The organism is Bradyrhizobium altum (genome assembly GCF_020889705.1).
GTDB lineage: Bacteria > Pseudomonadota > Alphaproteobacteria > Rhizobiales > Xanthobacteraceae > Bradyrhizobium > Bradyrhizobium altum.
On the sequence record NZ_JACMYP010000141.1, the window covers coordinates 1 to 23407 of the forward strand.

Annotated in this window: 22 protein-coding genes and 4 pseudogenes; 10 read left to right on the top strand and 16 right to left on the bottom strand. The window is 61.5% G+C overall.

Translation table 11 applies throughout. The features are described 5' to 3' along the window. Positions 1–147 precede the first annotated feature (147 nt). Positions 148–726 carry a DUF1236 domain-containing protein gene (locus H8B02_RS48635; RefSeq protein WP_312001309.1) on the bottom strand — a complete coding sequence of 193 codons (579 nt, stop codon included), beginning with the start codon at positions 724–726 and terminating at the stop codon, positions 148–150. Between the two features lie 745 nt (positions 727–1471). On the opposite strand from H8B02_RS48635, the gene H8B02_RS28685 reads away from it, so the two are divergent. Continuing rightward, positions 1472–1699, top strand: coding sequence for a hypothetical protein (locus tag H8B02_RS28685; RefSeq protein WP_229169325.1), 228 nt, complete (start codon positions 1472–1474; stop codon positions 1697–1699). A 268-nt stretch (positions 1700–1967) separates the two neighbouring features. Here the strand turns inward: H8B02_RS28685 and H8B02_RS28690 are convergent, their stop codons facing one another. Beyond that, positions 1968–2360 (bottom strand): hypothetical protein, encoded by a 393-nt coding sequence (locus tag H8B02_RS28690; RefSeq protein ID WP_229169326.1) that lies wholly within the window; start codon positions 2358–2360, stop codon positions 1968–1970. A 180-nt stretch (positions 2361–2540) separates the two neighbouring features. On the opposite strand from H8B02_RS28690, the gene H8B02_RS28695 reads away from it, so the two are divergent. From H8B02_RS28695 to H8B02_RS28705, 3 genes and pseudogenes are all read left to right on the top strand, one after another. Beyond that, the gene (locus H8B02_RS28695) at positions 2541–2939 is read left to right on the top strand and encodes a hypothetical protein (protein WP_229169327.1); all 399 of its coding nucleotides are present in this window, start codon (positions 2541–2543) and stop codon (positions 2937–2939) included. Next, positions 2936–3882, top strand: a pseudogene (gene ligD / locus H8B02_RS28700) (non-homologous end-joining DNA ligase). Before H8B02_RS28695 ends, ligD begins: the two are co-directional and overlap by 4 nt. 268 nt (positions 3883–4150) lie before the next feature. After that, positions 4151–5065, top strand: a complete 915-nt coding sequence (locus H8B02_RS28705; RefSeq protein ID WP_229169328.1) for a DNA topoisomerase IB — start codon at positions 4151–4153, stop codon at positions 5063–5065. A 9-nt stretch (positions 5066–5074) separates the two neighbouring features. Here H8B02_RS28705 and H8B02_RS28710 read toward each other — a convergent pair whose 3' ends face one another. The 4 genes and pseudogenes from H8B02_RS28710 to H8B02_RS28725 form a co-directional block, all read right to left on the bottom strand. Beyond that, a complete protein-coding gene (locus H8B02_RS28710) occupies positions 5075–5407 on the bottom strand; it encodes a hypothetical protein (protein ID WP_233287801.1) in 333 nt (110 codons plus the stop codon). A 3-nt stretch (positions 5408–5410) separates the two neighbouring features. Beyond that, a complete protein-coding gene (locus H8B02_RS28715; protein ID WP_229169329.1) occupies positions 5411–6268 on the bottom strand; it encodes a glucose 1-dehydrogenase in 858 nt (285 codons plus the stop codon). A gap of 1609 nt (positions 6269–7877) precedes the next feature. Beyond that, complete coding sequence (locus H8B02_RS28720; RefSeq protein WP_229169330.1) at positions 7878–8129, bottom strand: hypothetical protein; 252 nt, start codon at positions 8127–8129, stop codon at positions 7878–7880. 99 nt (positions 8130–8228) lie between these two features. Next, positions 8229–8600: pseudogene (locus tag H8B02_RS28725) on the bottom strand (IS66 family transposase); the annotation flags it as partial. Positions 8601–8804: 204 nt separating this feature from the next. Here H8B02_RS28725 and H8B02_RS28730 point away from each other — a divergent pair. The 4 genes and pseudogenes from H8B02_RS28730 (at position 8805) to H8B02_RS28745 (ending at position 11342) form a co-directional block, all read left to right on the top strand. Continuing rightward, a complete protein-coding gene (locus H8B02_RS28730; protein WP_229169331.1) occupies positions 8805–9002 on the top strand; it encodes a hypothetical protein in 198 nt (65 codons plus the stop codon). Positions 9003–9686: 684 nt separating this feature from the next. Next, a pseudogene (locus tag H8B02_RS28735) lies at positions 9687–10115 on the top strand (hypothetical protein). 123 nt (positions 10116–10238) lie between these two features. Then, positions 10239–10484 (top strand): hypothetical protein, encoded by a 246-nt coding sequence (locus H8B02_RS28740; RefSeq protein WP_229169332.1) that lies wholly within the window; start codon positions 10239–10241, stop codon positions 10482–10484. Positions 10485–11165: 681 nt separating this feature from the next. Further along, positions 11166–11342 carry a hypothetical protein gene (locus tag H8B02_RS28745; RefSeq protein WP_229169333.1) on the top strand — a complete coding sequence of 59 codons (177 nt, stop codon included), beginning with the start codon at positions 11166–11168 and terminating at the stop codon, positions 11340–11342. Between the two features lie 940 nt (positions 11343–12282). Here the strand turns inward: H8B02_RS28745 and H8B02_RS28750 are convergent. From H8B02_RS28750 to H8B02_RS28780, 7 genes and pseudogenes are all read right to left on the bottom strand, one after another. After that, the gene (locus H8B02_RS28750; protein ID WP_229169334.1) at positions 12283–12501 is read right to left on the bottom strand and encodes a hypothetical protein; all 219 of its coding nucleotides are present in this window, start codon (positions 12499–12501) and stop codon (positions 12283–12285) included. A 1026-nt stretch (positions 12502–13527) separates the two neighbouring features. Beyond that, positions 13528–13698 carry a DUF2934 domain-containing protein gene (locus tag H8B02_RS28755; protein ID WP_229169335.1) on the bottom strand — a complete coding sequence of 57 codons (171 nt, stop codon included), beginning with the start codon at positions 13696–13698 and terminating at the stop codon, positions 13528–13530. Positions 13699–13988: 290 nt separating this feature from the next. Further along, positions 13989–14768, bottom strand: coding sequence for an arginase family protein (locus H8B02_RS28760; RefSeq protein ID WP_229169336.1), 780 nt, complete (start codon positions 14766–14768; stop codon positions 13989–13991). A gap of 281 nt (positions 14769–15049) precedes the next feature. After that, positions 15050–15463, bottom strand: coding sequence for a hypothetical protein (locus tag H8B02_RS49070; RefSeq protein ID WP_376711719.1), 414 nt, complete (start codon positions 15461–15463; stop codon positions 15050–15052). Positions 15464–15942: 479 nt separating this feature from the next. Then, complete coding sequence (locus H8B02_RS28770) at positions 15943–16329, bottom strand: hypothetical protein (protein ID WP_229169337.1); 387 nt, start codon at positions 16327–16329, stop codon at positions 15943–15945. Next, positions 16326–17021: a polysulfide reductase NrfD family protein gene (locus H8B02_RS28775; RefSeq protein WP_229169338.1), complete on the bottom strand. Its 696-nt coding sequence runs from the start codon at positions 17019–17021 to the stop codon at positions 16326–16328. Before H8B02_RS28775 ends, H8B02_RS28770 begins: the two co-directional genes overlap by 4 nt. Next, positions 17018–17497, bottom strand: a pseudogene (locus tag H8B02_RS28780) (4Fe-4S dicluster domain-containing protein); the annotation flags it as partial. The pseudogene H8B02_RS28780 and the gene H8B02_RS28775, both read right to left, overlap by 4 nt. 237 nt (positions 17498–17734) lie before the next feature. Here H8B02_RS28780 and H8B02_RS28785 point away from each other — a divergent pair. Continuing rightward, positions 17735–18304, top strand: coding sequence for a cytochrome c oxidase subunit 3 (locus H8B02_RS28785; RefSeq protein WP_229169339.1), 570 nt, complete (start codon positions 17735–17737; stop codon positions 18302–18304). After that, positions 18301–18576 carry a cytochrome C oxidase subunit IV family protein gene (locus H8B02_RS28790; protein ID WP_229169340.1) on the top strand — a complete coding sequence of 92 codons (276 nt, stop codon included), beginning with the start codon at positions 18301–18303 and terminating at the stop codon, positions 18574–18576. The genes H8B02_RS28785 and H8B02_RS28790 overlap by 4 nt, the downstream gene beginning before the upstream one ends. A 142-nt stretch (positions 18577–18718) precedes the next feature. Here H8B02_RS28790 and paoC read toward each other — a convergent pair whose 3' ends face one another. The 3 genes from paoC to paoA are packed head-to-tail and all read right to left on the bottom strand — an operon-like array spanning position 18719 to position 22535. After that, a complete protein-coding gene (gene paoC / locus H8B02_RS28795) occupies positions 18719–20923 on the bottom strand; it encodes an aldehyde oxidoreductase molybdenum-binding subunit PaoC (protein WP_229169341.1) in 2205 nt (734 codons plus the stop codon). A gap of 17 nt (positions 20924–20940) precedes the next feature. Next, positions 20941–21891, bottom strand: coding sequence for an FAD binding domain-containing protein (locus H8B02_RS28800; RefSeq protein ID WP_229169342.1), 951 nt, complete (start codon positions 21889–21891; stop codon positions 20941–20943). Further along, a complete protein-coding gene (gene paoA, locus H8B02_RS28805) occupies positions 21888–22535 on the bottom strand; it encodes an aldehyde dehydrogenase iron-sulfur subunit PaoA (RefSeq protein WP_229169343.1) in 648 nt (215 codons plus the stop codon). The genes H8B02_RS28800 and paoA overlap by 4 nt, the downstream gene beginning before the upstream one ends. Positions 22536–23407: the final 872 nt, after the last annotated feature.

Consider the following 23407-nt stretch of genomic DNA (forward strand, 5'->3'; position numbering starts at 1 on the left):
CTGCCAAAGTAGTGCTAGCTGGTCGACTCCGGAATTCAGGCCAGCCGACGGCGGCAGAGCTAAGCGGAGCGGCGGTCGCAGCCGATCCCACCCGCTGGCGGCAAGTATTCCCATTACAATGGTCGTCGTTTCTCCTTCCTGACGACGTCAGTCGATCTCTTCGATGACACGACGTTCGTGCGGTTCGACGATGTAGGTGTGGTTATCGCGATTGATGTACCGATATTCGCGCAATGTAGGCGCATCTCGGTAGACCTCGTCGGGGAATGCTTCGATCTCCACGTCTTCCGGCACGCGCTCGCCGGTACGGATTTCGGTGCGGACGGTGCTGCCGGTGGTACGCCGCTCGCGCTCGACTGGGCGCGCCTTGGCGTGCTTCCGAATCACTTCGCGATCGCGATCGCTGAAGGTCATCTTGCGCTGCTCGGAGCGCGCCGGCGCCGCCGCGGTCGCGCGGCCCGAATACGGCATGACGGCAACGATCTTGGAGCTGGAGGGCTCCACGATCAAGATCTCGTCCTTCACCAGGACGAAGTCGTAGCCGCGATATTGCGGGACGATCTCGACGACGTCTGCCGGCAGCGGCTGCAGGCGCACGTCCCGAGGTACGGCCGTGCCGACCGACAGCGGGAAGTTCACGCTGGTCAGCCGCTGGACGTTGAGGTGCGAGATTGACGTGCTGATGCGGGTACGCTGCTGTTCGTTGATGTTGACCGCCGCATTCACGCTGGTGTTCGACGAGCGGTCGGCCGTGTCCCGCTGGCCGTTCGGCTGTTGGGCCGTATTGGTCGAGCCGCCACTGGGCGGCGATTGGGCATGATTGCTGTTGTTCGGGGCCGGCGGATTTGCGCTCTGGCTCTGACCAGTCGAAGGCGCGTTGGTTTGCGCCTGGTTTGACGGCGGATTGGTCTGGTTAGACGGCTGGTTGGTCTGCGCCTGGCTAGGCGAGTTGCCCGAGGCCGGCGCCGGGGCGGCGGCGTCAGTGGCGGAATTGGACGATTGGCCCGTGGCGCTTTGGCCTGTCGAAGCCAGCGGCTGAGTTTGAGCCGAATTGGTTGATGTGGTGTTGCTCTGACCGGCCCCCGAAGACGGGGTGGCCGACGAGGGCGGGGTCGTGCCCGAGGAGGACGGTGTCGTCGTCGATGTGGAATCCTGCTGGCGCTGCGCGGCCGGCGAGTTCGAGCTTGAAGTGTTCGGGGAAGACTGCGCGAAAGCCGATGTCGCGATGCAACCGCGGCGGTGGTGGCCAGCAAAAAACGGGTGTTCATCTGAACTCCTTGAACGTGGTGGCCAACAACATTGCGTGACGCGGCTAGTTCCAATTCGGGATAAGTCGGCAACGGCCGTTGCTGCGACCAGCGCTCATATCCGTGCTGGAGCCTGCCCATCCGGGAGCACGTCGGGAAAGAGTGGCACTTCCCTCGAATCCGCCGTTGGGACGCGCTATCAACATCCCCTGGAGGAGGAAATTATGAAGAAGCTGATCGTATGCGGCGCTCTCACCGCGCTTGTTCTCGGCACCCAGGCTGCCAGCGCCGCCGAGTTCTACATCGTCCGCGACGCATCCACGAAGAAGTGCACCGTGGTCGACACCAAGCCGACGACCACCACCACGACGGTCGTGGGCGACGGTGTCTACAAGACCAAAACCGAAGCCGAGTCCGCGGTAAAGACCACCAAGGTTTGCACCGAACAATAGGGCTTTGCGGAGACGGCGTAAGCCTCCCGAACCTTAGCAATTGGGAAGATCATGCCCGTACTTCTGCTGTGGGTCGTCCCTGCCGTCATCGTCGTCGGTGGCGCCGGCTACCTGTTGGTCCACATGCACTGAGCTAAAAGGCGCTATGCGAAAGGCCCGCTCGACTTCCCGAGCGGGCCTTACTGGATCATCGCGAACGCGGTGGTGATGATCGCGGAGCTCGGTGCATTCGGCACGCCGGCCGCAAAATAGTGGAGACCCACCGGGGCTACTTCGCCGAACGCGGCCAGCGCCGTTCACAGTCGCCCGGGTCACATCGATCATCTTCCATCGGCCCTTCCCTAGCATCTCCGAAGATGCGGTCGCGATTCTCGAGAAAGCGCCTCAAGACCGATCGCCCGCTGCGCAGCAGCGCGAATAGCGTTCGCAGAGAGAAGGACGGCCGGGATAGGCGGTAAGCGAACTGGTCATCGAACGTGCGACACAGGTCGGAGACGTTGCCAGCTTTGAGCGTCCTCAGCCACGCGGTGGCCGCCTTCGGATCTGATGGATTGCCGCGCCACCATTGCTTCATGCTTTCGGCGGAGATCGGCAGAAGCGCGATCCGGTCCGTTCCCTCGATCCAGCCCTCGCGCGCTCTCTTCCGCCAGTCGGCAAGCAAATTGCTCTGCTGGGCGGCCTCGTATACGGCGAGTAAGATCCTCCAATGCCGCGCTTGCCATCGTGGGTGCGCGCGTTTCCTCTCCTGGCTGCACGCATTAAACGGATTAAGCGCCGAACGTTCCGCCAGTGGGAACAAGCGGTGGTCCGCCGTCGTTCTCCAGGCGAGGAGCCCGTCCGCATGAGCTTGAGACGATCGATCGAAGGACTCGGGGCCTACCCTTCGCTGCTCCTGCTGGTGCTGCCAACGGCGACCGTCGAGCCGCTGAAGCTCGCCGCGGTAGCCGTGGCAGGCAACGGTCACTGGGTCACCGGCACGGCGATGATCGCCGCCTGCTATGCGTTCAGCCTGCTGGTCGTCGAGCGGCTCTTCGTGATCGTGAAGCCCAAGCTTCTTACGATTCCCTGGTTCGCCAAGCTCTGGGACGGATGCGTTTGGGTTCGGAGGGGCACCTTGAGGTACGTCGGAGGCTGGATCGGCCCCCGTGGGGATGGGGAGCTGCATAGGACGACCTCGTCGTCCGGGTGTACCGACCAACCGGACGAGCCATCTATCCATCCGCGATCGGCTTCGAAATGAGCCGAAAGTCGACCCTGCCCAAGCGTCTGCAGCCCATGCTGGCGACGCTCACGGATGCCCCCTTCGACGATCCCAACTGGGTGTTCGAGGACAAGTACGACGGCTTTCGCATGGTTTGCGAGATCCGCCGTGGCAAGGTCGCTTTGTACGGCCGCAACGGCAAGATCATCAGCAAAGCTACATCGAGATCGCGCGAGCGCTCGAAGGCGCGAAGGCCGATGCCGTAATCGACGGCGAACTCGTCGCGGTCGGCGAAGATGGCGTTTCGCACTTTCGCTTGCTGCAGAACGCGCTGCGCCACGAAGCCAAGCTGCTCTATTGCGCGTTCGACCTCATGTTCGCCGATGGCAAGGACCTGCGCACGCTTCCGCTTCTCGAGCGCAAGACACGGCTCAAGGCCATCCTGCCTCGGCATAAGCTGATCGCGTTCAGCAACCACCGCAAAGGCAACGGAAGGAAGTTCTTCGCCGAGGCCGAACGCAAGCGCCTCGAAGGAATCATGGCCAAGGGCGTCGACAGCCAGTACGCGTCCGGAAGCCGGACCGCCGACTGGCTGAAAGTCAAGACCATGCAGCGGCAGGAGGTCGTGATTGCAGGCTTCACGGCGCCGAAGCGCACCAGGCCGTGCTTCGGGGCTCTCGTTCTCGCCGTGCGTGAGGACGGCGGATGGCGGTACATCGGCCATGTGGGGACCGGTTTCAGCCACAAGATTTTGGAAGAACTTCACGGCAGGCTGACGAAGCTGAAGACCGCGAAATCGCCCTTCCCCGCCAGAGTCAAAGACGAAGGGGTGGCGACTTGGGTCCGGCCGTCGCTGGTCGCCGAAGTGAAGTTTGCGGAGTGGACGAGCAAGGGCGAATTGCGCCAGCCCGTCTATCTCGGTCTCAGGCACGACAAACGGGCCAGAGACGTTGTCCGCGAGCGGGCTCGCACCTTGCAATAGCCATTCCATCGCGCGCGCAGCGCAGATGGAACCATTTGGTGCATCTGCCCTTATTTTCCTGGCATCCGATTTGTCGGGATCCAAAGGAATAAAATGCTCCGGCAGGGCAGCAAGGACGATGACGTACGGGACCACCCCGACGTCGCCTCGACCATCGCGGAGGAAGGCCTGCGGTACGTAAGCGACGCCGCTCCCGGTTATCGACGCAAGCGCGCCGGCACCTCGTTCAGCTACTACGAAGGAAGGCAAGCGCATTACGGATGCCGCGGTGATCCGGCGCATCAAGTCCATCGGCATTCCGCCAGGTGTCTGGATCTGCCCCTCGGCGAACGGGCACATCCAGGCGACCGGTCTCGATGCGCGCCGCCGCAAGCAATACCGGTACCACCCGAAGTGGCGCGAGCTGCGGGAGCAGAATAAGTACGAGCACGTGATGCAATTTGCCGCGGCCCTTCCTGCGGTGCGCGCCCGCGTGGCGTCGGACATGACACTCGAAGGTCTTCCGCGAGATAAGGTGCTGGCCACGATCGTAAGCCTTTTGGAGAAAACGCTCATCCGGGTTGGCAACGCGGAATATGCAGAGAAGAACAAGTCATACGGCCTCACGACGATGCGGCACAGGCACGTAGAGATCGGGCATGGCATGCTGCGCTTCGACTTCACAGGAAAATCAGGCAAGCAATGGAAGCTGCAGGTCGAGGACAGGCGGATCGCCAACATCGCGAAGCGTTGCGCGGAGATTCCGGGACACGAGCTGTTCAAATACCTCGATGACGATGGCGAGGCGCGCACGGTCGATTCCGGCGAAGTGAACGCATATATCAAGGAGGTCACAAAGCAGGATTTCACGGCCAAGGACGTTCGGACGTGGGCTGCTACGGTCCTGGCGGCGCTCGCTCTATCGGGGTTCAGGAAGTACGACAGCGAGGCCGAAGCGAAGCGCAACGTCGTCGCGGCTATCGAAAGGGTGGCAAAGCAGCTCGGCAATACGCCGGCCATCTGCCGCAAAAGCTACGTGCACCCGGAGATCCTGAGCGCCTACATGTCCGGCGATCTCGTCAACATGCTCGATGCGAAGATCAGTCAGAAGTTCAAGCGGCAGTATGCCAAGCTGACCTCGGACGAGATCATGGTTCTCGCCTTTCTTCACAAGAGGCTTCGAGCATTAAAGCCCGAGGCATAATTGGGCGGGTCAAGAGCCCCGCCTCACCCTTGAGTACCAATCGGCATACGGGGTGTCCTTGACGTCGTGGCGATTCAAGTCAGGAGCGCCGTCGTCCCACCAGACGGGCCCACGCTCGCCAAGACCGCGCTTCGCATCGTCCACGCTGCGATGAGCTTCTAGCTCGGCGTCGCGATCTCCGGCGCCCTTGGCCGCTTTGACCGCCCGTCGCGCATACATGAGAGCCTTCACAAGGCGCGCCTTCTCCCCCGGCTCCAGAGCGGGATTGCTGAGGCGCCAAAGCTTTCCTTTCACGACGAAATAGCGTCCGTCTGGCGTCACGGGATGCTTGATGCCGGCCATGCCTCAGATGAACGGTTTACCCCCGGTGACCGCGACGGTCGTGCCCGAAGTGTAGCTGGACAGAGGATCCGCGAGCATCACGTAGGCCGTGGCGAGCTCCGCCGGCTGGCCGGCTCGCCTGAGCGGCACCTGCTTGCCGAAGTTCTTCACGGCGTCCTCGGGCATGGTCGACGGTATGAGCGGCGTCCATATGGGTCCGGGGGCTACGGCATTTACCCGGATGCCCTTCGGGGCGAGCATCTGCGCCAAGCCCCCGGTAAAGTTCTGGATCGCGCCCTTCGTCGTCGCGTAGGCGAGCAGGATTGGGTTCGGCATGTCGGAGTTTACCGAGGCCGTATTGATGATGGCGCCGCCAGGCTTCATGTGTGGAACCGCGGCCTTGGCGAGAAAGAACATCGCATGGATGTTCACCTCGAAAGTCATGCGCCACTCCTCGTCGCTGATATCCCCGATATCTGCGAAGGTCGCTTGGTGCGCGGCGTTGTTGACGAGGATGTCGACGCCGCCGAGATCCCTCACAGCCCGGTCGACAACGGCCCGGCAGTGATCGGCCGTCCGCAGGTCGCCCTCGACCAACAGGCCTTTGCGCCCGTCCTTTTCGATGAGAGCGGCGACTTCCTTGGCATCGTCCGTTTCGTTGAGATAGGCAATCAGGATGTCTGCGCCTTCTCGGGCGAACGCAATCGCGACCGCTCTGCCGATACCGCTGTCACCGCCCGTGATGATGGCGCGCTTGCCGTGAAGCCGCCCCGAGCCTCTGTAGCTGGTCTCGCCGTGGTCCGGGCGCGGATTCATCTTGGCAGTCGAGCCCGGCATGGACTGGCGCTGGTTCGGAAAGGGCGGCTTTGGATAGTCTTGCATGTGCTGGTTTCTCACTTGTCCAAACGGCTTTGGCGCCGACGATCCGTGAGGATCCGTTCTGGATCCTCCCCGTAAAAGCCGACCAACGCGCTTCGAACGGACTTCCGGCCGCTCGCTCCACTCCACACTTTCGACGCGGCATTCCTGTCCGAGTCAGCCGGACGCATTCCAGGGATGCAGGCGACGCCCGTTGGCTACACGAACTCGTCCTATCGTGTAATGCCGCATTTGCTCGATCGCCGCGGCGAAAGTCGAATTTTACGATGATCATGCTTTCTACAGTGACCTCGATTCAGGACACGGGTGGCAGACAACCTGCTGTCAGCGCCGAGGTTCCTAGGCGATGTGGCCTTCGGATAAACAAAAGGACGGAGCAGTGTAAGTGGTCGTAGAAAGCCTAAGCCCAACCAGCACCAGCGCGAGGCCGATGGCAATCATGAGTGATGAGATCAGCTTTTCCCGTAGGTAGAACCAACTGCACCCCTCCTACTCGAAAGCGAGGCCGTCAGAGCCGTTCTCAGCAAACCATTAGCGACGCTTGTTCCCCAAGCCGTCTCTCGCCTTCAACAACAGCGAGTTCGATCTGCTTTAATTCGTCGATGATTGCGTCTTTGTGCATCGCGCTTCGATAGTGTTTTGACTGTCAGCGCGGCTACCGCGCTAACTGAAGACCCGGCTTCACAGCTAAATGCTCGCAAATCGCGCGTTCGGCTTCGTGCGCTTTCCGGAGCAATCCCCTCACGTTCAGATCCGGGCGGCAGAATAGCTGCCTGGCGCGAGCCGTTCTACAACCACTGATTAAAATTTCAACTTACGACTATAGCAGGTTGTTGCGCCCTCGCAACCTGCGACCGATTATTCGCGTTTCAAACAGTGCTTTGGAGTTAGGAAAATTAATGATCGGCTACTTTTCATGCCGCGACTGCGGCAATCTTTATTCTGCCCTTCAGGAATGGGGCGATGCTCCTGTGAACAGGTCGGGCCTTTTTAGCTGCCCTGGATGCGGCAAGCCTGTTCATCATTGGTCGGGAATCTACAGTTGCACCGAGTGGAAACGCGTCGGCCGTGGCGGAGATGGTAAAGTGCAATTCGGCGAAGGCTGAGCTTGTGAACCTTTTTCGCTAGGCAGAAAGAAACGGCCCCAGCGCCCGCGGAGAGCGCTGAGGCCGAAGGCTCATCCCGCTCAAAGCGAGACTTCAACCGCGCCGGTCGCCCCTTATTCCCAAAAAGGCCCCAGCGAGAGGACTGGCTGGAGCCCAGATTCATTGCCGAACCGCTGGTTGTCGAAGTCAGCGGCCGTCCTAGCTAGGGCTAAAAAAATTGGAAATGAAAATCACCTGCCCATACGGTTGGGGATTCTGGCAAAGTTGGGTTCCGGAAATAACCGAAGTGAATCTTGCCGCAGGGTTAGGGCGCAATTTCTGTATCAATCAACGCGCTCGCTTTTTCAGTACGCATCCGGCGCGGGCCCAGCGCAAACCCGTTTTTTGGCGGAAGGCTGATCGCGCTTAAGCGGCTTGGCGGGGACACCGAACTCCGCAGCCTGAAGGTGTCGGCATTGTCGGATCGCGTCGTCTACTAGTTGCTCGGGGCTTTGGCCCTCTCTTGCTCATCGCGGTTTACTACTTCGGTTAGGAATGAACGGACCCGTCTCCCGGATCTGGCGAGCCACGCGCTCCAACAGATCCGGGAGCGCAAGGGTCGTATCCATGTCGGCCTGACACGAGAAACCGTTGCCGTGCTCGCCGCCCATCACGATCAGCAGCACGCCGCCGCTTTGCGGGATTTCCCCGCCACCGAGGCCGACCTTCTCGCGGATCTCGCGGCATAGCTCGTCATATTTGCCCGGTCCCAACGCCATCGCTCGTCCTTTCGTCGCTCGCGGCTGGGAGTGTGCATCGCGGGCTGTCCAAAAGCCAGTCCGTAGGAGACCTTATCGGGGGTCTCGACAGTATCGCCCTTAAGCGGCGTGAGCAGCGCTTTGAGGCTGCCACTTCCAAGGCAGCAGTTCGTCGATGCCCTTGGCAGGGTGATCCGGTAGCGCGCCAGCACATCGGCAAGCCAAGCCCGAGGGTCGAAGTCATTGAGCTTGGCGGTGGCGATGAGGGTGTAGATCGCAGCCGCACGCCGGCCGCCTTCATTGGAGCCGGCGAAGGTCCAATTTCTTCTATCCAGAGCGACCGCCCGTAGTTCGCGCTCGGCGGCATTGTTCGACATGCAAAGCCGTCCGATCGAGGAAGCGGCTAAATGCATCCCAGCGGCTGAGGCAGTAATTGATCGCCTTCGTCGTATCGTTGTTCCTGGAGAGCTTGGCGCGCTGCTCGCGCAACCACGCCAGGTGACCGAGCCCACAGTCAGCCCAGTCGATCAAGCCAGCCGCAAGCGCAAGCTCATCAAAGGGCCCGAGGAATTTCAGAAGGTGCTCCGCGACAGAAACCGAAAATGATCGCAGCCTTAAGTTCGTGGTCCCTCAAGCTGAATAGGATCGAAAGCGAGCTCTGAGCGTTGACTCGTAAGCCCAAAATGGAGGTCAATGATGATCAGTGGCCGAGAACGGCGGGCCCCCACAGCAGCGGAACGCGAAGTCCGCAAGGTTTTCAGGCAGGCCGAAGCGAAAGGAGCTTTGACCGATTACGCCAAAGCGCAAAAAGCGCCGGATGATAATCGAGAACGCCTGAAAGCAGAACGGCTGGCGCGCGAGGCTGAAACGGCCAACCGTACAAAAGCAGGTTGAATCGTCCATCTGGAAAACCGCAGAGGACTTTGGCCTGTCAGTGGAGGGTGAAATGGCCCTGCACTTCCGCCGTGCGACAGTCGATCTGGAGATCTGGAGCGCGAGCGATTGTGGCTATTCGTTCGTGATTAGCAACGAGAGCCGCAGGGGCCCAGGTCTCCACGGGCCACCGGGCTTCGTCGCGTCATGGGGACCCATAGATTTGCACAGGCCCGCCGTGAGGGTGGGCGGATCACCATTCAAGACGTTCGCTGAGGCGGCGAATGCCTGCGAAGCTTTTCTGAAACATCTGACTGAGCAAGGGTGATACTTCGTCCGGCATTCTCCACCGTAAAATCACGACTGCGGCCGGTCCGGACCGAGCTTCCCGTCCGCTTAGGTTGCGGTACGCTACCGCTTTCATTCTGGGCATTGCAATGAACCGCTCGGTCTGGGCACTTGCCGCCCTGAGTTTTGTTGCCGGTGCGCTTTACCGTCATCGTCGGCCGAAGGGATCAAGGAGTTGGTGAAGTCGAAATCGCGTTTGCCCGAGTCTCGTGGCCAGCTTCAGCTGACCACGAGCCAGCAAGCATCGCGAAGGAGTGTGCAGCGATACAGTCGAACCTTCGAGATCCCGCCTCTGCACAACTTTATGACGCAGTTGTTTTCGGGTCAGCCCGAAGAGAACAGTTTGCGGCAACGCAAATGCGAAAAGCGGCTTCGGTGGCCATACTGGTAAGTCTGCTTTTTCTCGACAAGAGCAGAGCCGGTTCGCTTGCGCGAGCAGCCGTGACGAGGCCGCTCCGATTAAACAGTCGTGCAGTCAGGCCCGTCGCCTGCCAGGCATGGAATGCCCGCATGCTCAGTTTCCAAGGACCCGCTCAGCCATCCCCGCTCTCGATGAAGCCCTCACGCCGGCTAGTGGCTGCCTCGAAGTGAAGTGCCTTGGATGCGAAACGCACCAGACAGTTGCGCTCGATATCGTCAGGCGATCAAAATGGACGCCGGTTTATGAGCTGGAACGGTCCATGCGCTGCAAGGATTGCTCGAGAGCTCACGGTCATCTTCAAGCGCAGCCATCTGGTGGCGTTGCGAACCAACAAGATATCCGCCATGCACCCTCCGTCAACATGATGACCGGGAGAGCGACAGCGAACGATGGCGAAAATGCCGGCTTGTATTTTCCGGAACACCTGTCACCAGCGTGCTGGGAGGAACCTGCAGCGAGCGAAAGAGTTGAATCGTCAGGAGATTTCGATGGCACGGAAAAATCGGACGCCACGTCGGTCGAGCGTAATGGACCCCGTTACGGGTTCCGGTGCCGGACACGTTCCCGCTCACCCGCACGACTCCGGCAGTCAGGCAAACGAAACCGTTGATGGACTAGACGCCAGCACCGAGTCGTTGCGGCACGCTACCGAGGATACGCCGTCCGGCAATGGATCCAGCGATATCGAAAAGACGCCAGTATTTGACCGCGCCGGTGCTGCGGAGAAGATCTGAGCTAGGGGACTACCCTGCGCTTGGCAAGACCATCACCCGATAGCCCATTCCACCAATCGGTCGCGTGACATTCGAGTGGAAGTTCGATCGGACGTATCTATTCGCTGGGTTTTATCGGTGATGAATCGCCCGGTTAGCGCTTCCGCCCAACAACAGCAGGAGCAGCGCCATGAAGGGGTGGCGTCGTTTCGCACAAGCGCAATCGACAGCCAAAAGAACGAGTATTGAAATCGCTGTGCCAAACATAATTCTCACAGAAAAACGAGACGTCCGCGATCAGTCAAAAGGATTTGGCTTAGCGGGAGCGTATCGCTCAACACATTATGTCCAGGCGCAACACAAGTCGGGCGCGGAGTGTAGTTGTAGCGAGCTCCGCGCCATGGCAGCGAATGACCAAGATTGACCCAAGTGCCGATAGTCCTGGAGTTTTCGTCGTGTCGGACACGAGAACGCCAATTTCGTCTTCTGGTTCAGCCTCAGCGCGCTCGTCATCGACTTTTGGCGATCGCCGTTCGGTGCCAGTATCGTTGAATCCCAACGAGCTATGCACTCGATTGTCACTTGGGTTGGGTTCGGCGGAGGATTTATGGAGACCGATCATCTGAAAACCTCGGTGGTCGCTTGAATTGCCTTTGTCGCATGCTAAAAGGCCGCCACGAAAGCGGATGAAGGAATGATGCTTTGGTTAAAAAGAAAATGAACGTTCGTCGCGAATGGACGAAGGATGATGTGAAGACGCTGAAGTCACTCGCCAAACAAAAGGCTGGTGTCACAAAAATTGCAAAGACGCTGAATCGCACTCCTGGAGCCACAGCTGCCAAGGCGCATATCCTCGGGGTGTCGCTCAGCACACAGTAGTCGATGCCACGGACCGACTGACAATTTGAGCGCCTGCTAAAGAACATCCCCGACGTGGGAAAAAACGGAGGCGATAGGGCCCAATTTCAGAACCGCAGAGGTTGCTCTGATCCGCGCCGGTCGCGACGGGTGACAGCCGGCCCGGCTAGTTGGCGTCCGAGCATACCCCCACGTCAGGTCAGCCTCTGCGCAATTGCGGCGCGAGCACCCGAACGCGGCGCCTGCCCCGTCGCCAGTTAACAAACGCAGCCGAAGTGGCCCCTGCTACTTGCAGCCGCGGCAAATCGTAAGCTTGCCTTTAGCTTGTCATCTTCCGCGGGATCGACCGATTGCTGCCCAGAGTCACGATCTGCTTCTTGATTGAGCTTGAGCTGCTTTGCCGGGCGCGACCTGACGGGTCGCGTCGTCCGGCTTGACGCGTCATTGTCATCGACGATGTCGACGCTAAAGCCGTCGTCCACGATCTGCTACTTTCGACGACGCGCCGTTGGAACTGGCCCGCTTCCAGGCGCGGTCCCGATGATCTTGTGGCGCGGCGGCCGTGTGCGGCTTTTCTCCAATCCCGTGACATCGCAGAACATCTCGATCAGCTCAACGAACTTCTGCTTTTTGCCGCTATCGATGTTGGGGGCGAACAATTCATGCGTTGCTCGAAGGGATCACAGAGGCTGGGCCCGGCGTTTCCTGAAGCGCCAGTGCCTATGAAGTCGTTGTCGCCGGGCTCGATCGCGAGAGACTCGATTGCGATCATTCCTCACAAATTAACTTTTCAGACCGGCCACATTGACTACATCGGAAGGTAAGAAGGTCGGGCTTGCCATCCCGTGTCTCGCCAGACGCGAGCAGCATGAGCTGGCCGCAGAACGGACGTGGCGGGTCCTCGCCCGTGTCTAGGCGGATAGAGCAGGAATTCTTGATCAGCAGGCACATCTGACTCCGATCACGATGGCACGACTGGTGGGGTTTCTGGATACTGGTTGAGCTCTATTTCAATCACATGCGGCGATGGTCTCTGAAAGCGATAAAATCTAAACTCCTGCTCCTTGAGCGGACATCGAAACGTGACCGCGGCGTGATCCGGCAATCGGTTCAGCTCGGCCTTCAATTCGCCGACGGTGATGATCGCCGGCTCGGCAGTTTGGCTGGGTATCTCGTTCATTTGGGCGCTCCGGTTGCCCGCCCTCGACAAGCCTACCGCTCAAGCCGTACTTTCGTTCCCAGCAAAAGCGAAAAGCGCGCAGGTTGACACCGGCGGGCTATCCTGGGGGGCAGATCTACAAGCCTCACCGCCCGAACAGACCGTCCCGACGGCATTGCCCCAGACCGTGCTCGGGCTCGTCGCTAGGTCCTGTTCGCGATCATCGGGGCGTGCCCTGTGACCCCGCGAGTGTTCGCCGTGTGTCGTCGCGGTGCTCCATGCGATGCAACGGGCCCCGCATTGAACGCGGCGCCCTACCCGCAGCAATGCACTGGGACACCGAAGAGCCGTTATCACGTTGCGCGCCTGCGGCCTGGCCGGACCGTATCGATTACGCGCACATCGGCTGCGAGGCTCACAAGAGCGGAGAGGCGACGATGCGGAACGAGCTTCAGGCATTTCGAGGCTTGGGCGCGCAACCTGATCTCGGGAATTGGCCAGGCGACTCATCGCCGATCGGACAAGGTGCTCGATACCATCGAACGCGCTGGCTTCATCGGACAAGATCCGGGCGGCAAGAATGTCCATGTCGTGATGGCGATTCAGGACAAGGCCTAACTCACGGCGTTGCCGGAGCGATTCTGAATACGGCGCTGTGGCGGCGGATCGTCCCTGGAACGCTCCATGCGCCGGGTCGCGTCCAGGTTAAGGCGCCGAAGAACCTTTGTCCGCAAGAAAATACCGCTGTGAAGAGTTTCGCGGAGTACGTCGCGCCGGTAACGTTCAATCACTTGACGGCCTAAGACGCGGACCGGGCCCGATTGCGCGGCGCGACTTTGAGAAGATTCGGCCTACCGCGACGACGCGGGTGCACTGCATGAAATTCGGCAAGATGCGACCATGTCGGTTGTCACCTGCACTGGAACCGTTTCGGGTGCTAGAATTGCGACGCCCCGGGTAGCTACCACCAAGGCAACAAGAGCCTTAGCGCTTCGGCATTCACCGCAACGTTCCCACAGATCCGGCGCCATCCGGCGCCCTATCCACTTACAGATTGTCTGGCGTTCGGATGGGCGAGGATTTGTCCTTATTCCGCAATTCTTGTTCGGCCAAATCCCAAAATTCCTTATCGCGGCCTTCGGGCCGTCCAGCCTTCTCCCAGAGCTGATGAGCGTACGTTCGTAATTCTTCTTCTGTATGTTCTGTGGGTTCTGCCATTTGCACCTCCCTATAGGCGCGGTCCGCACAGGCTTAGGCCTGAAGCAGAGCAGCCAGCAATGACGGTGTGGCTGCGCCGTAGATTAATCCAAGTCTGCGTTCTGGGTTCCACGTAACAGTAACGAGGGCAACTAACACATCCTGAGATCTGCACAATTCAGACCGCGATCGCCGCGCTCCGGCGGATGAGTCGAGGATATTACTCAGCGTTCCTTGCCGTTGCGATTGGTGAAGCGGGCGTTGGGCAGCTGCCGTCCGGAAAGAATTGGATTCGAAGTCGTGACCGACGCCTACCGGTTGGTCAGATTCAAGATGCATTTTCGAAGAAAGCGCGACTCGATCAGGCACAGATTGCCGTGCCATCCGGCTCGGAGAGTCCCGGCGCCACTGCCGATCCGGGTTCCCCTGCTCCTGGCAAATGTGAAAGAGGGTTTTTCGAAGCCAACAATCTGCGCACGCTTTCCGATGCCATGCAGCAGCTCGACGATGTCGAGCTCGCCCGGTTGCGGCGCGAGAACCACGGGGATCACACCTGGATCAAGACCACCGCAGTCAAGCGTGATGATACAGCAGCTACCCGAAGAGATTTGTTTCAATGATCGGTGGCACGCCGTGCCGCCGAACCGATGCTGCGCTGCAAAGGGCTGCGCCCCAAGCGCGGGCATCTGGAAAATCGCCGGCCCGCGAGCCGCCAAGCCACGCTGTCCCACCTGAATGATCCGCTCCAGCCACGGCATTTCGCTGGCCCGTCGCATCGTGCAGGAGAAGGTATGCTTGATGCCGGCACGCTCGTCGCGCCAGTCTAGGTGTGCGTCGACCCTTTGGATGGTGTCCGGATTGAACTGCTCGAATCCTGCAAAGTGAAGAATGGGGACACGGGCAAGCGCCCCTTCGGCGCTCGCCCGCCCGATACGCGCAGCGCCGAATTCTCGCCGCCGAGGAGCAAAGGCACGGCACTGAAGTTCAGAATTGAAGCCGTCGTGGAGGCGATCAGTGACCGATTGTCGAGTGGAGCCCTCAACCGCCTGCAGTCCAGGCGGCAATACTGGGCCGTCCTGGTCAAAATCCAACCGAAGGGCACCTGGACGCATGCTTTCCCGATAAGGACCACCGGCCGCATGGCTGACGGAGCCCGGCACTGCGGCGCCGCATCTCGCGCGCCAAAGATCATGACGGCAGCGCTGGAAAATGACCTTGGCTGAGCTACCCGAACACCGCGAAAGGTTGCCGGGATGATGTTCTACGGGATGTTCATTGATCTCAAGGAGCGTCGACCTCCTCCATAGAGACGCCGCCGCGACAATTGCAGCGGCGCGCGGCTCTATCCTGGAACTGATCTTTCGACGCAACCCTAACGGGGTGATTGCTTGGTGGCTGCTCCGCTCTTGCCGCCCGGAAGACCCTTGATGTTCGAGGGATCCTGCTCCTGCACCGAGAGGTTTTGCTGACTTGAACCGACCGTGCCCTTTTGGGCGGCGGCTCCGTTCTTGTTGCCGGGTGAACCGCTGATGCCCGTTCCGGAGTTTTGTGCGCTCGGCGCCGTCGTCGAGCTTGCGCCTGTGGTGACCCCGGGCTCGCCCGGCGGATGAGCAGCGGCGCCGGGCCTTTCCTGATCGCCGACATAGCCCGAAGCGCCCGAGTTTTGGGTTTTCGCGCCCTTGTCGGCCTCGCTCTGCAGGTTCTGCCCGGGGCTCGCTTGTTGAGCAGCCGCCGGATAGCCAAAGGCGGCAACTGCAACCAGCGCAGTGAGAGTCGATATCCGCATAGCTTCCTCCTTCCGTCTGGTCCCCCAAAAGGCCTAGGATCAGAAACAAACCGGATAGCGGCGAAGCGTTCCTCCGACATCCGCGACGGGCCTCAGCAGTGCCTATGGTCATTGCCCGTCAAGCGGGAGAGCAGCTCTCGCTGGAACTGATCGCGCCGAACATCCATTGAAGATCGTTGCACCCGGTCGCGAGCTATGCGGTGTGGCGGATGCTGGCCGGTGGCAGCGTGATTACAATGGTCTCGCTCATCGCGCTGGTGGGACTTTTGATCCGGCGGGACGCCTCGCCCAAGCCCGGCTAAAGAGGCGGCCGTGATTCGCCAACGCCCGGTCAAAAGCGAGCCACAGCAACGATCCAACGAAGAGCACCGCGGCAAGGAGCATCAGAGCCGAGGTCAATGGTGCGACATAGTGGATCGCCGGCAGGATCAGAATCGCTGCCTCGCACCAGCGCATCAGTAAGGTCAGTCCACAGAGCGTCAAGAGCGCGCGGGCTCGATCGAACCTTCACGCTCAGCAGCGCGAAGAACGGCAGCACGAACTGTCCAAGCGCGAGCCCGGCAAGCGGATATTGCCACTCCTGCTCGGATCGCGCCTGATACCGGGATGTTGCCCGACCAGATCACGATGTACTGCATGGCGTGAAGGTAGGCCCATAGCAGGATGAGCGAGAGCAGCAGTCCGCTGTAACCGGCACTGCGGCCGATGCGGCGTCCGGATAGCAGGCTGATGCCGAGCATAAACGCGAGGCCGCTGAGCAGCGTAAAGCTGAGGAAAAGAAAGCCGTAGATCGGGGAATGAAAGTTGGGCTCGAGCGATTCCATCCAGTCGATACCGGTGAGCGATACGGTCAGCGCGTAGATCACCAATCCGGCTGACGCCGCACGCACCATGGCGGCATTGTCACGCCACGCCTGGCGGAGCCACGTCGCGAGCCCGATCCAGAGCCAAAATAGATCGCGCTGCGCAATAAGATCTGCCAGCGGCGTCCGGTTGCGCGGTCGCGCGCGGCCGCGAGGTCCGGGATCAGCCCGGTGTACCAGAACACCAGGGAGACCGTCAGATAGGTCAGCACTGCCCAAATGTCCCATTCCAGCGGGCTACGAAACTGCGGCCAGACGCCCATCGTCGCGGGATAGGGAAACATCCAGTAGACGTACCAGGGTCGACCGAGGTGCAGGATCGGGTAGATGCCGGCGCAAACGACCGCGAACAGCGTCATCGTCTCGGCGAAAAGATTGAGCGAGTTGCGCCATTCGCTGCCGGTCAGGAGCAGCAACGCCGAGATCAGCGTGCCAGCATGGCCGATGCCGAGCCACCAGACGCAATTGTGGATCGCGAACGCCCAATTGACCGGGATGTTGATGCCCCAGATTCCGACGCCGCGCGTGAACAGTTCGACCACCGAGATCATCAGCAGCAGAAGCAACGCGCTCGCGAAAGTCATCGCGATCACCCAGCGGCGTTTCGCCGGGAAATACAGCGGAATGCCGGTGAGCTGGTCGGCGATGCCGCCCATGCTCTGGCGTCTGGGCAGGATCTCGGAGTGATCGCTCATCCCTGCCCGCTCCCCGAGCCGTCATCCCGCCAGCGCGCCAGATAGGTGGTGCGGGGCCGTGTCCCGAGTTCCTCCAGCAGGACGTAGTGCCGGCCATCCCGCTTCAACCGCGCCACCTCGGAATTGGGATCCTTGATGTCGCCGAACACGATCGCCTTGGTCGGACAAGCCTGCTGACAGGCAGTCACGACCTCGCCGTCGCGCAGCGGACGGCTTTCCTTGTCAGCGGTGACATGGGCCGCCTCGATACGTTGAACGCAATAGGTGCACTTCTCCATCACGCCGCGCGAGCGCACGGTCACGTCCGGATTGTGCGCAGCCTGTGTCGGAGAATCGGCTGGCGCCCGGTAGTCGAAGAAATTGAAGCGCCGCATCTTGTAGGGACAGTAGCTCGAGCAGGTCCTTGTGCCGATGCAGCGGTTGTAGACCATCTGGTTGAGCCCTTCGGGGCTGTGCGTCGCATGCACCGGGCATCCTGCAGGAACTGCCGAAGCCGTTGACAACGGTCACCTGGAGTAACGTCGTCGCCATCGTCCCTGATCTGGCGAAACGGATCTCGGTCGCCAACGGCGATCACGTCGAGGTCCGGATTGGCGATCGCAGCGTCACAGGTCCGGTCTGGATCATGCCGGCCGCAGAATGCCTGACAACCCCGCCTTCGCCCCGCAATTCTCTTCTGTCAGCCATCGCGACGAGACCGCCGAGCTCGGCATGTGGTCTTCATCGCGACCGAGGTGATGCTGTTCGGCGGCCTTCTGCTTGCCTATTTCGTCTATCGGCACGCTTATCCGCAGGGCTTTGCGACCGGCAGCCGTCACACCGAGGTCGTGATCGGAACGGCCAATACCGCGATCCTGCTCACCTCCAGTTTCCTGGTCGCCTGGGCTGTCGAAATCTTCTCCGCGGAGGCGCGGAAGTTGACGGCAGCACTTCTCGTCGGCGCGATTTGCCTCGGGCTCGCCTTTATCGTGCTGAAGGGCATCGAGTATCATGGGGAGTACGAGGAGCACCTTGTGCCGGGCATCGATTTCCGGTTCAAGGGCGACCTCGCCAACGGCGTCCAGCTATTCTTCATCTACTACTTCATCGCGACGGCAATTCACGCGCTCCACATGATCATCGGAATCAGTCTGTTGGCGATTCTCGCGCTGCTGTGCCGCAATGTCCCCTCAACACGGCACCGTGCGGCACTCCACATCGTGGCACTGTACTGGCATTTCGTCGATATGGTATGGATCTTCTTGTTCGCGCTGATCTATCTGCCGGGAAGGTCAATCTCATGACGCAATTGCGCCCGTCGTTTCCGCTCATTGCCGCATGGCTCGGCCTGCTGGGCGTGCTCGCACTGACCGTGACGATGGCCTATGTGCCGCTTGGAGCGGCGAACGCACTCGTAGCGCTCGGGATCGGAATCATCAAGGCCGGACTTGTTGTTGGCATCTTCATGGGGTTGCGGCACCGAAGCGGTCTGACGCGCTTGTTTGCCGGCGCAGGGCTAGTTTGGCTGGGCATCCTTCTCTGGCTCGGATTGATGGACTTTCTGACCCGGACGTAGTTGCTTGAGCGGCCCGAACCTCATGGCCATGCTGGGAATCATGTCGATTGCTCGAGAGAGACTTCGACTCCAGACGACCGTTGAATATTGCTTTGGACGATCTTTCGCGATCATGACGGTCGGCTGATCGACAAAGAGGTGCTCAGTCGATTTCCAACGTGTCGAGCAGCTTGTCGAGTGTAATCGGGTACTCCCGCACGCGGACGCCCGTGGCGTTGTGCACCGCATTGGCGACCGCGGCGGCCACGCCGCAGATGCCGAGCTCGGCGACGCCCTTGGCCTTCATCGGCGACGAGATAGGATCGGTCTCGTCGAGGAACACCATATCCTGATGCGGAATGTCGGCATGGACCGGCACCTCGTATCCGGCGAGGTCGTGATTGACGAACAGGCCGTGACGCTTGTCGACCACCAAATCCTCCATCAGCGCGGCCCCCACGCCCATGGTCATGGCGCCGATCACCTGGCTGCGCGCCGCCTTCGGGTTGAGGATGCGGCCTGCCGCACAGACCGCAAGCATCCGCCGCACCCGGATTTCCGCCGTGTCGGCGTCGACGCCGACCTCGACGAAATGCGCGCCGAAGGTCGATTGCTGATAGGTCTTGGCGAGGTCGCCATACTCGATGGCATCCTCCGCCACGAGATCGCCGTCGCCGGCCGCATGCGCCAGCGGCACGCTGCGATTGCCGGAGCTGACCGTGCCGTCGGCAAACACCGCCTGTTCGGAATTGAAGCCGAGCTTCTGGGCGATCGTCTCGCGCAGTTTAGTGCAGGCTGCATAGACGCCTGCGGTAGAATTGTTGCCGCCCCACTGCCCGCCTGAGCCGCAGGACACCGGAAAGTCGGAATCGCCGAGCCGCACGGCAACCTTCTCCAGCGGCACGCCCATCATCTCGGCCGCGGTCTGCGCGATGATGGTGTAGGAGCCGGTGCCGATGTCGGTCATGTCGGTCTCGACCGTCACTGTTCCAAGCTGGTCGAGACGAACGCGTGCCGCGGATTTCGTCAGGAGATTGTTGCGGAACGCCGCGGCGACGCCCATGCCGAGCAGCCAGCGTCCGTCGCGGAGCTGCCCGGGTTTCGGGTTGCGCCTGTCCCAGCCGAAGCGCGCGGCGCCATCGCTCAGGCACTGCACGAGCTGCCGCTGCGAGAAGTGCCGCTCTGGATGTTCCGGATCGACCTGGGTGTCATTGGTGATGCGCAGCGCGACCGGATCGATGCCGAGCCTGTCGGCGAGCTCGTCGATTGCGATTTCGAGCGCCATCATGCCCGAAGCCTCGCCGGGCGCACGCATTGCATTGCCCTCGGGCAGATCAAGCGCCGCCAGCCGCGTCGCCGTCATCCGGTTGGCGCCGGCGTAAAGCAGCCGCGTCTGGCTCACCGCCATATCGGGCTCGCCCTCGCTGAGATTGCCGGACCAGCTTTCGTGACCGATCGCGGTGATCCTGCCGTCGCGCTCGGCGCCGATGCGGATGCGCTGGATCGTCGCCGGGCGGTGCGTGGTGTTGTTGAACATCAGGGGACGTTGCAGCGCCACCTTGACCGGGCGGCCTGCCGCCCGGGCACCGAGCGCGGCGAGCAGCACGTCGGCGCGCAGGAACAGCTTGCCGCCGAAGCCGCCGCCGATATAGGGCGACACCAGACGGACATTCTCCTTCGGAATGCCAAGCGTCTTCGCCATATCCTCCGCGCCCCAGGCAATCATCTGGTTGGAGGTCCACACCGTGAGCTTGTCGCCATCCCAGGCCGCGGTCGAGGCGTGGGGCTCCATCATCGCGTGGCACTGATCGGGTGTGGTGTAGGTGGCGTCGAGTTGCACGGGCGCGGCCGCGAAGACAGCGGCGAAATCACCGACGGCCGTATCGGCAGGGCCACCGATCTTCGGATCCGGCGTGCTCGCATTGTCGCGTTCGGCGGCGAGATCGAATTTGCCATCGCCCTTTGCGTAATCGATCCGGATGAGCTGTGCCGCGGCACGCGCCTGCTCGAACGTCCCGGCGACGACGACGGCGACGGCCTGGTGATAATGCGCGATCTCGGGCCCGCCGAGTAGCGGCGCCGCGTTGCGCTCGCCCTTGCCGAGCTTGCCGGCATTGTCTGCCGTGACGATTGCGAGCACGCCGGGCGCAGCCTTCGCGGCTTCAAGATCGATCGAACCGATCCGGCCTTTGCCGATCGCCGAGCCGACCACATAGCCATAGGCCTGGTTCGCCACGACGTCGTGCCGCTCATAGGCATAAGGCGCGGTCCCGGTGGTCTTGAGCGGCCCCTCGATCCGGTTGGTCGGATGACCGATCACCTTGAGCTGGTCGATCGGATTGAAGGTCGCGGGATGTTCAAAACGCATGGTCTTAAGTCCTCATCTCAAGTTCTGGCCTCGCGAAGCACTGCCGCCAGTGTTCGCTCGGCGAGCGGCAGCTTGTAGGCATTGTCCCTGGTCGACTTCGCATCTGCGAACAGCCGCGCCGCGACGGCCTTGACGCCACGCGGCAATTCCGCTTCCGCCGCCTCAATCCGCCACGGCTTGTGCGCCACGCCGCCGAGCGCGACGCGGCCGGTGCCGTCGGGCTGCACGATCGCGGCAACCGAGACCAGTGCAAAGGCATAAGAGGCGCGGTCGCGAACCTTGCGATAGGCCTGCGTCCCGCCGACGGGCTTTGGCAGCGCCACCGCGGTGATAAGTTCACCCGGCTGCAGAACGGTTTCGATCTCCGGGTTGTCACCGGGCAGCCGATGCAAGTCGGCGATCGGAATGCTGCGCGTGCCGCCGTCAGGCCGCACCGTCTCGATCACAGCGTCGAGCGCGCGCATCGCCACCGCCATGTCGCTCGGATGGGTCGCGATACAGGCCTCGCTCGCGCCCACCACCGCATGCTGGCGGCTGAAGCCGCCGATCGCGGCGCAGCCGCTGCCGGGCTTGCGCTTGTTACAGGGCAGATTGGTGTCGTAAAAATAAGGACAGCGCGTCCGCTGCAGGAGATTGCCCGCCGTCGTCGCCTTGTTGCGCAACTGGCCGGAGGCGCCGGCGAGCAGCGCGCGCGACAGCACGCCATAGTCACGCCGTACGCGCGCATCCGCGGCCAGATCGGTGTTGCGCACCAGCGCGCCGATCCGCAAGCCGCCTTCGGCGGTCTCCTCGATGCGGTCGAGGGCGAGGCCGTTGACGTCAATCAGATGGGCCGGCGTCTCGATCTCGAGCTTCATCAGGTCGAGCAGATTGGTGCCGCCGGCGATGAATTTTGCATTGGCGGTGCCGGCGGCGGCCGCGGCCGCCGCGCCCGGCGAGGTGGCCCGCTCATAGCTGAATGATCTCATGCGCTCCTCCCGGCGACCTCACTGATCGCCTCGGCGATGTTCGAATAGGCGCCGCAGCGGCAGATGTTGCCACTCATGCGCTCCCGGAGTTCGGCGTTGGTCAACCGCACCGGCGCATTTAAATCGGCCGTGACATGGCTGGGGATGCCGGCCTTGACCTCGGCAAGCACGGCGACCGCCGAGCAGATCTGCCCCGGCGTGCAATAGCCGCACTGATAACCGTCGTGTTCCACGAACGCCGCCTGCAGCGGATGCAGCGCGTCCGGCGTGCCGAGCCCCTCGATCGTCGTGATCTCGTCACCCTGATGCATCACGGCAAGCGTCAGGCAGGAATTGATCCGCCGGCCGTCGACGATCACGGTACACGCGCCGCATTGGCCGTGGTCACAGCCCTTCTTGGTCCCGGTCAGATGCAGGTGCTCGCGCAGGGCATCGAGCAGCGTGGTCCTGGTATCGAGTTCGAGCCGATGGGTTTCCCCGTTCACGTCAAAAGATACTTTCGTCATCACGGGTGTTCCGGTTGGGGTCGCGGGATCGATGGCTGCCGACGATGCGCGTGGCGCGATAGACGACACCGCGAGCGTAGCTGCTCCGACAATCAACAAATGGCGGCGGGATAGTTCCAAATCTGAGGGATCAAGCATGCGGCTGCTCCATTCTTGGCGATGCAGTATTCTTGGCTATGCAGTTCCCAGCAATCCTACCAACCGTTGCTCCATGCATAAGAAACGATTAGGTAGCGAATCGTTGCGATTTGCCATGCTGGCCGCGTTGCTTACGGAGGGGCGCAGCATATGGCTCGAAACAGCTCTTTCGTAGCTCACGCGGCCCGCCCACCTCATCCCGCAACGAATCGGATTCGCCGCTCAGGCCGCAGTTCCTATGGCCACGCCTGCGGCAACTCGCTCACCCAATGCGCCAGGCGCACGACGCGCGTTGACGTAGGCCCTATCCCGAGAGCCCAGACCACTGCGCGCTCCCCACTCCGCGCTCCGACCGTGGAAGCCGGCTGGCCGCCGAGAGCAGCGCGCCAACCTGAGCTGCATGCCCATGCGGGAAGGCGTCCTCCGCCCTTCCTGAGAATGGAATGCCCTGCGGATGGCCCGCGTACCGTCGGTCGGTCCGGCCGTTCCTGATCGAACAGCAACTTGAGCAAAATGTGGTAGCACGACGCCGCGACCGCTATGACCAGGAGGTGATCACTCGCCCAGCCGTTGCGCCGTGGTCTGCTCCTACACCATAATCACCAACTGAGCGCTAGGCCGCAGACCACATGCTCGTCAGCCACCCATGTCAAGATCGATGCCAAACGCCCGGCTGGCCGCGTTGTATGACGACCCGGACAACGGCAATATCGGCTTTGCTCGGAGGAACCGTGATCGGCATTGGACTTACTGCTGTGGCGACGACGACAATGATGAACTTGCCGCTTCAGCGAGGGTTCCAATCCCGCCGTCGGCGGGAAGGCCCCGCCGAGGCGAGGCTTTCTCTCATTCGCTATCACCACTTCTGGCGA

Excerpts from the sequence above, each read along its gene's own strand:
- H8B02_RS28715 (WP_229169329.1), bottom strand. The coding sequence starts at position 6,268 with ATGCAAGACTATCCAAAGCCGCCCTTTCCGAACCAGCGCCAGTCCATG.
- H8B02_RS28695 (WP_229169327.1), top strand. The coding sequence starts at position 2,541 with ATGAGCTTGAGACGATCGATCGAAGGACTCGGGGCCTACCCTTCGCTG.
- H8B02_RS28710 (WP_233287801.1), bottom strand. The coding sequence starts at position 5,407 with ATGGCCGGCATCAAGCATCCCGTGACGCCAGACGGACGCTATTTCGTC.
- H8B02_RS28730 (WP_229169331.1), top strand. The coding sequence starts at position 8,805 with ATGATCAGTGGCCGAGAACGGCGGGCCCCCACAGCAGCGGAACGCGAA.
- H8B02_RS28775 (WP_229169338.1), bottom strand. The coding sequence starts at position 17,021 with ATGAGCGATCACTCCGAGATCCTGCCCAGACGCCAGAGCATGGGCGGC.
- H8B02_RS28740 (WP_229169332.1), top strand. The coding sequence starts at position 10,239 with ATGGCACGGAAAAATCGGACGCCACGTCGGTCGAGCGTAATGGACCCC.
- paoC (WP_229169341.1), bottom strand. The coding sequence starts at position 20,923 with ATGCGTTTTGAACATCCCGCGACCTTCAATCCGATCGACCAGCTCAAG.
- H8B02_RS28755 (WP_229169335.1), bottom strand. The coding sequence starts at position 13,698 with ATGGCAGAACCCACAGAACATACAGAAGAAGAATTACGAACGTACGCT.
- paoA (WP_229169343.1), bottom strand. The coding sequence starts at position 22,535 with ATGCTTGATCCCTCAGATTTGGAACTATCCCGCCGCCATTTGTTGATT.
- H8B02_RS28800 (WP_229169342.1), bottom strand. The coding sequence starts at position 21,891 with ATGAGATCATTCAGCTATGAGCGGGCCACCTCGCCGGGCGCGGCGGCC.
- H8B02_RS28685 (WP_229169325.1), top strand. The coding sequence starts at position 1,472 with ATGAAGAAGCTGATCGTATGCGGCGCTCTCACCGCGCTTGTTCTCGGC.
- H8B02_RS49070 (WP_376711719.1), bottom strand. The coding sequence starts at position 15,463 with ATGCGGATATCGACTCTCACTGCGCTGGTTGCAGTTGCCGCCTTTGGC.
- H8B02_RS28790 (WP_229169340.1), top strand. The coding sequence starts at position 18,301 with ATGACGCAATTGCGCCCGTCGTTTCCGCTCATTGCCGCATGGCTCGGC.
- H8B02_RS28750 (WP_229169334.1), bottom strand. The coding sequence starts at position 12,501 with ATGAACGAGATACCCAGCCAAACTGCCGAGCCGGCGATCATCACCGTC.
- H8B02_RS28720 (WP_229169330.1), bottom strand. The coding sequence starts at position 8,129 with ATGGCGTTGGGACCGGGCAAATATGACGAGCTATGCCGCGAGATCCGC.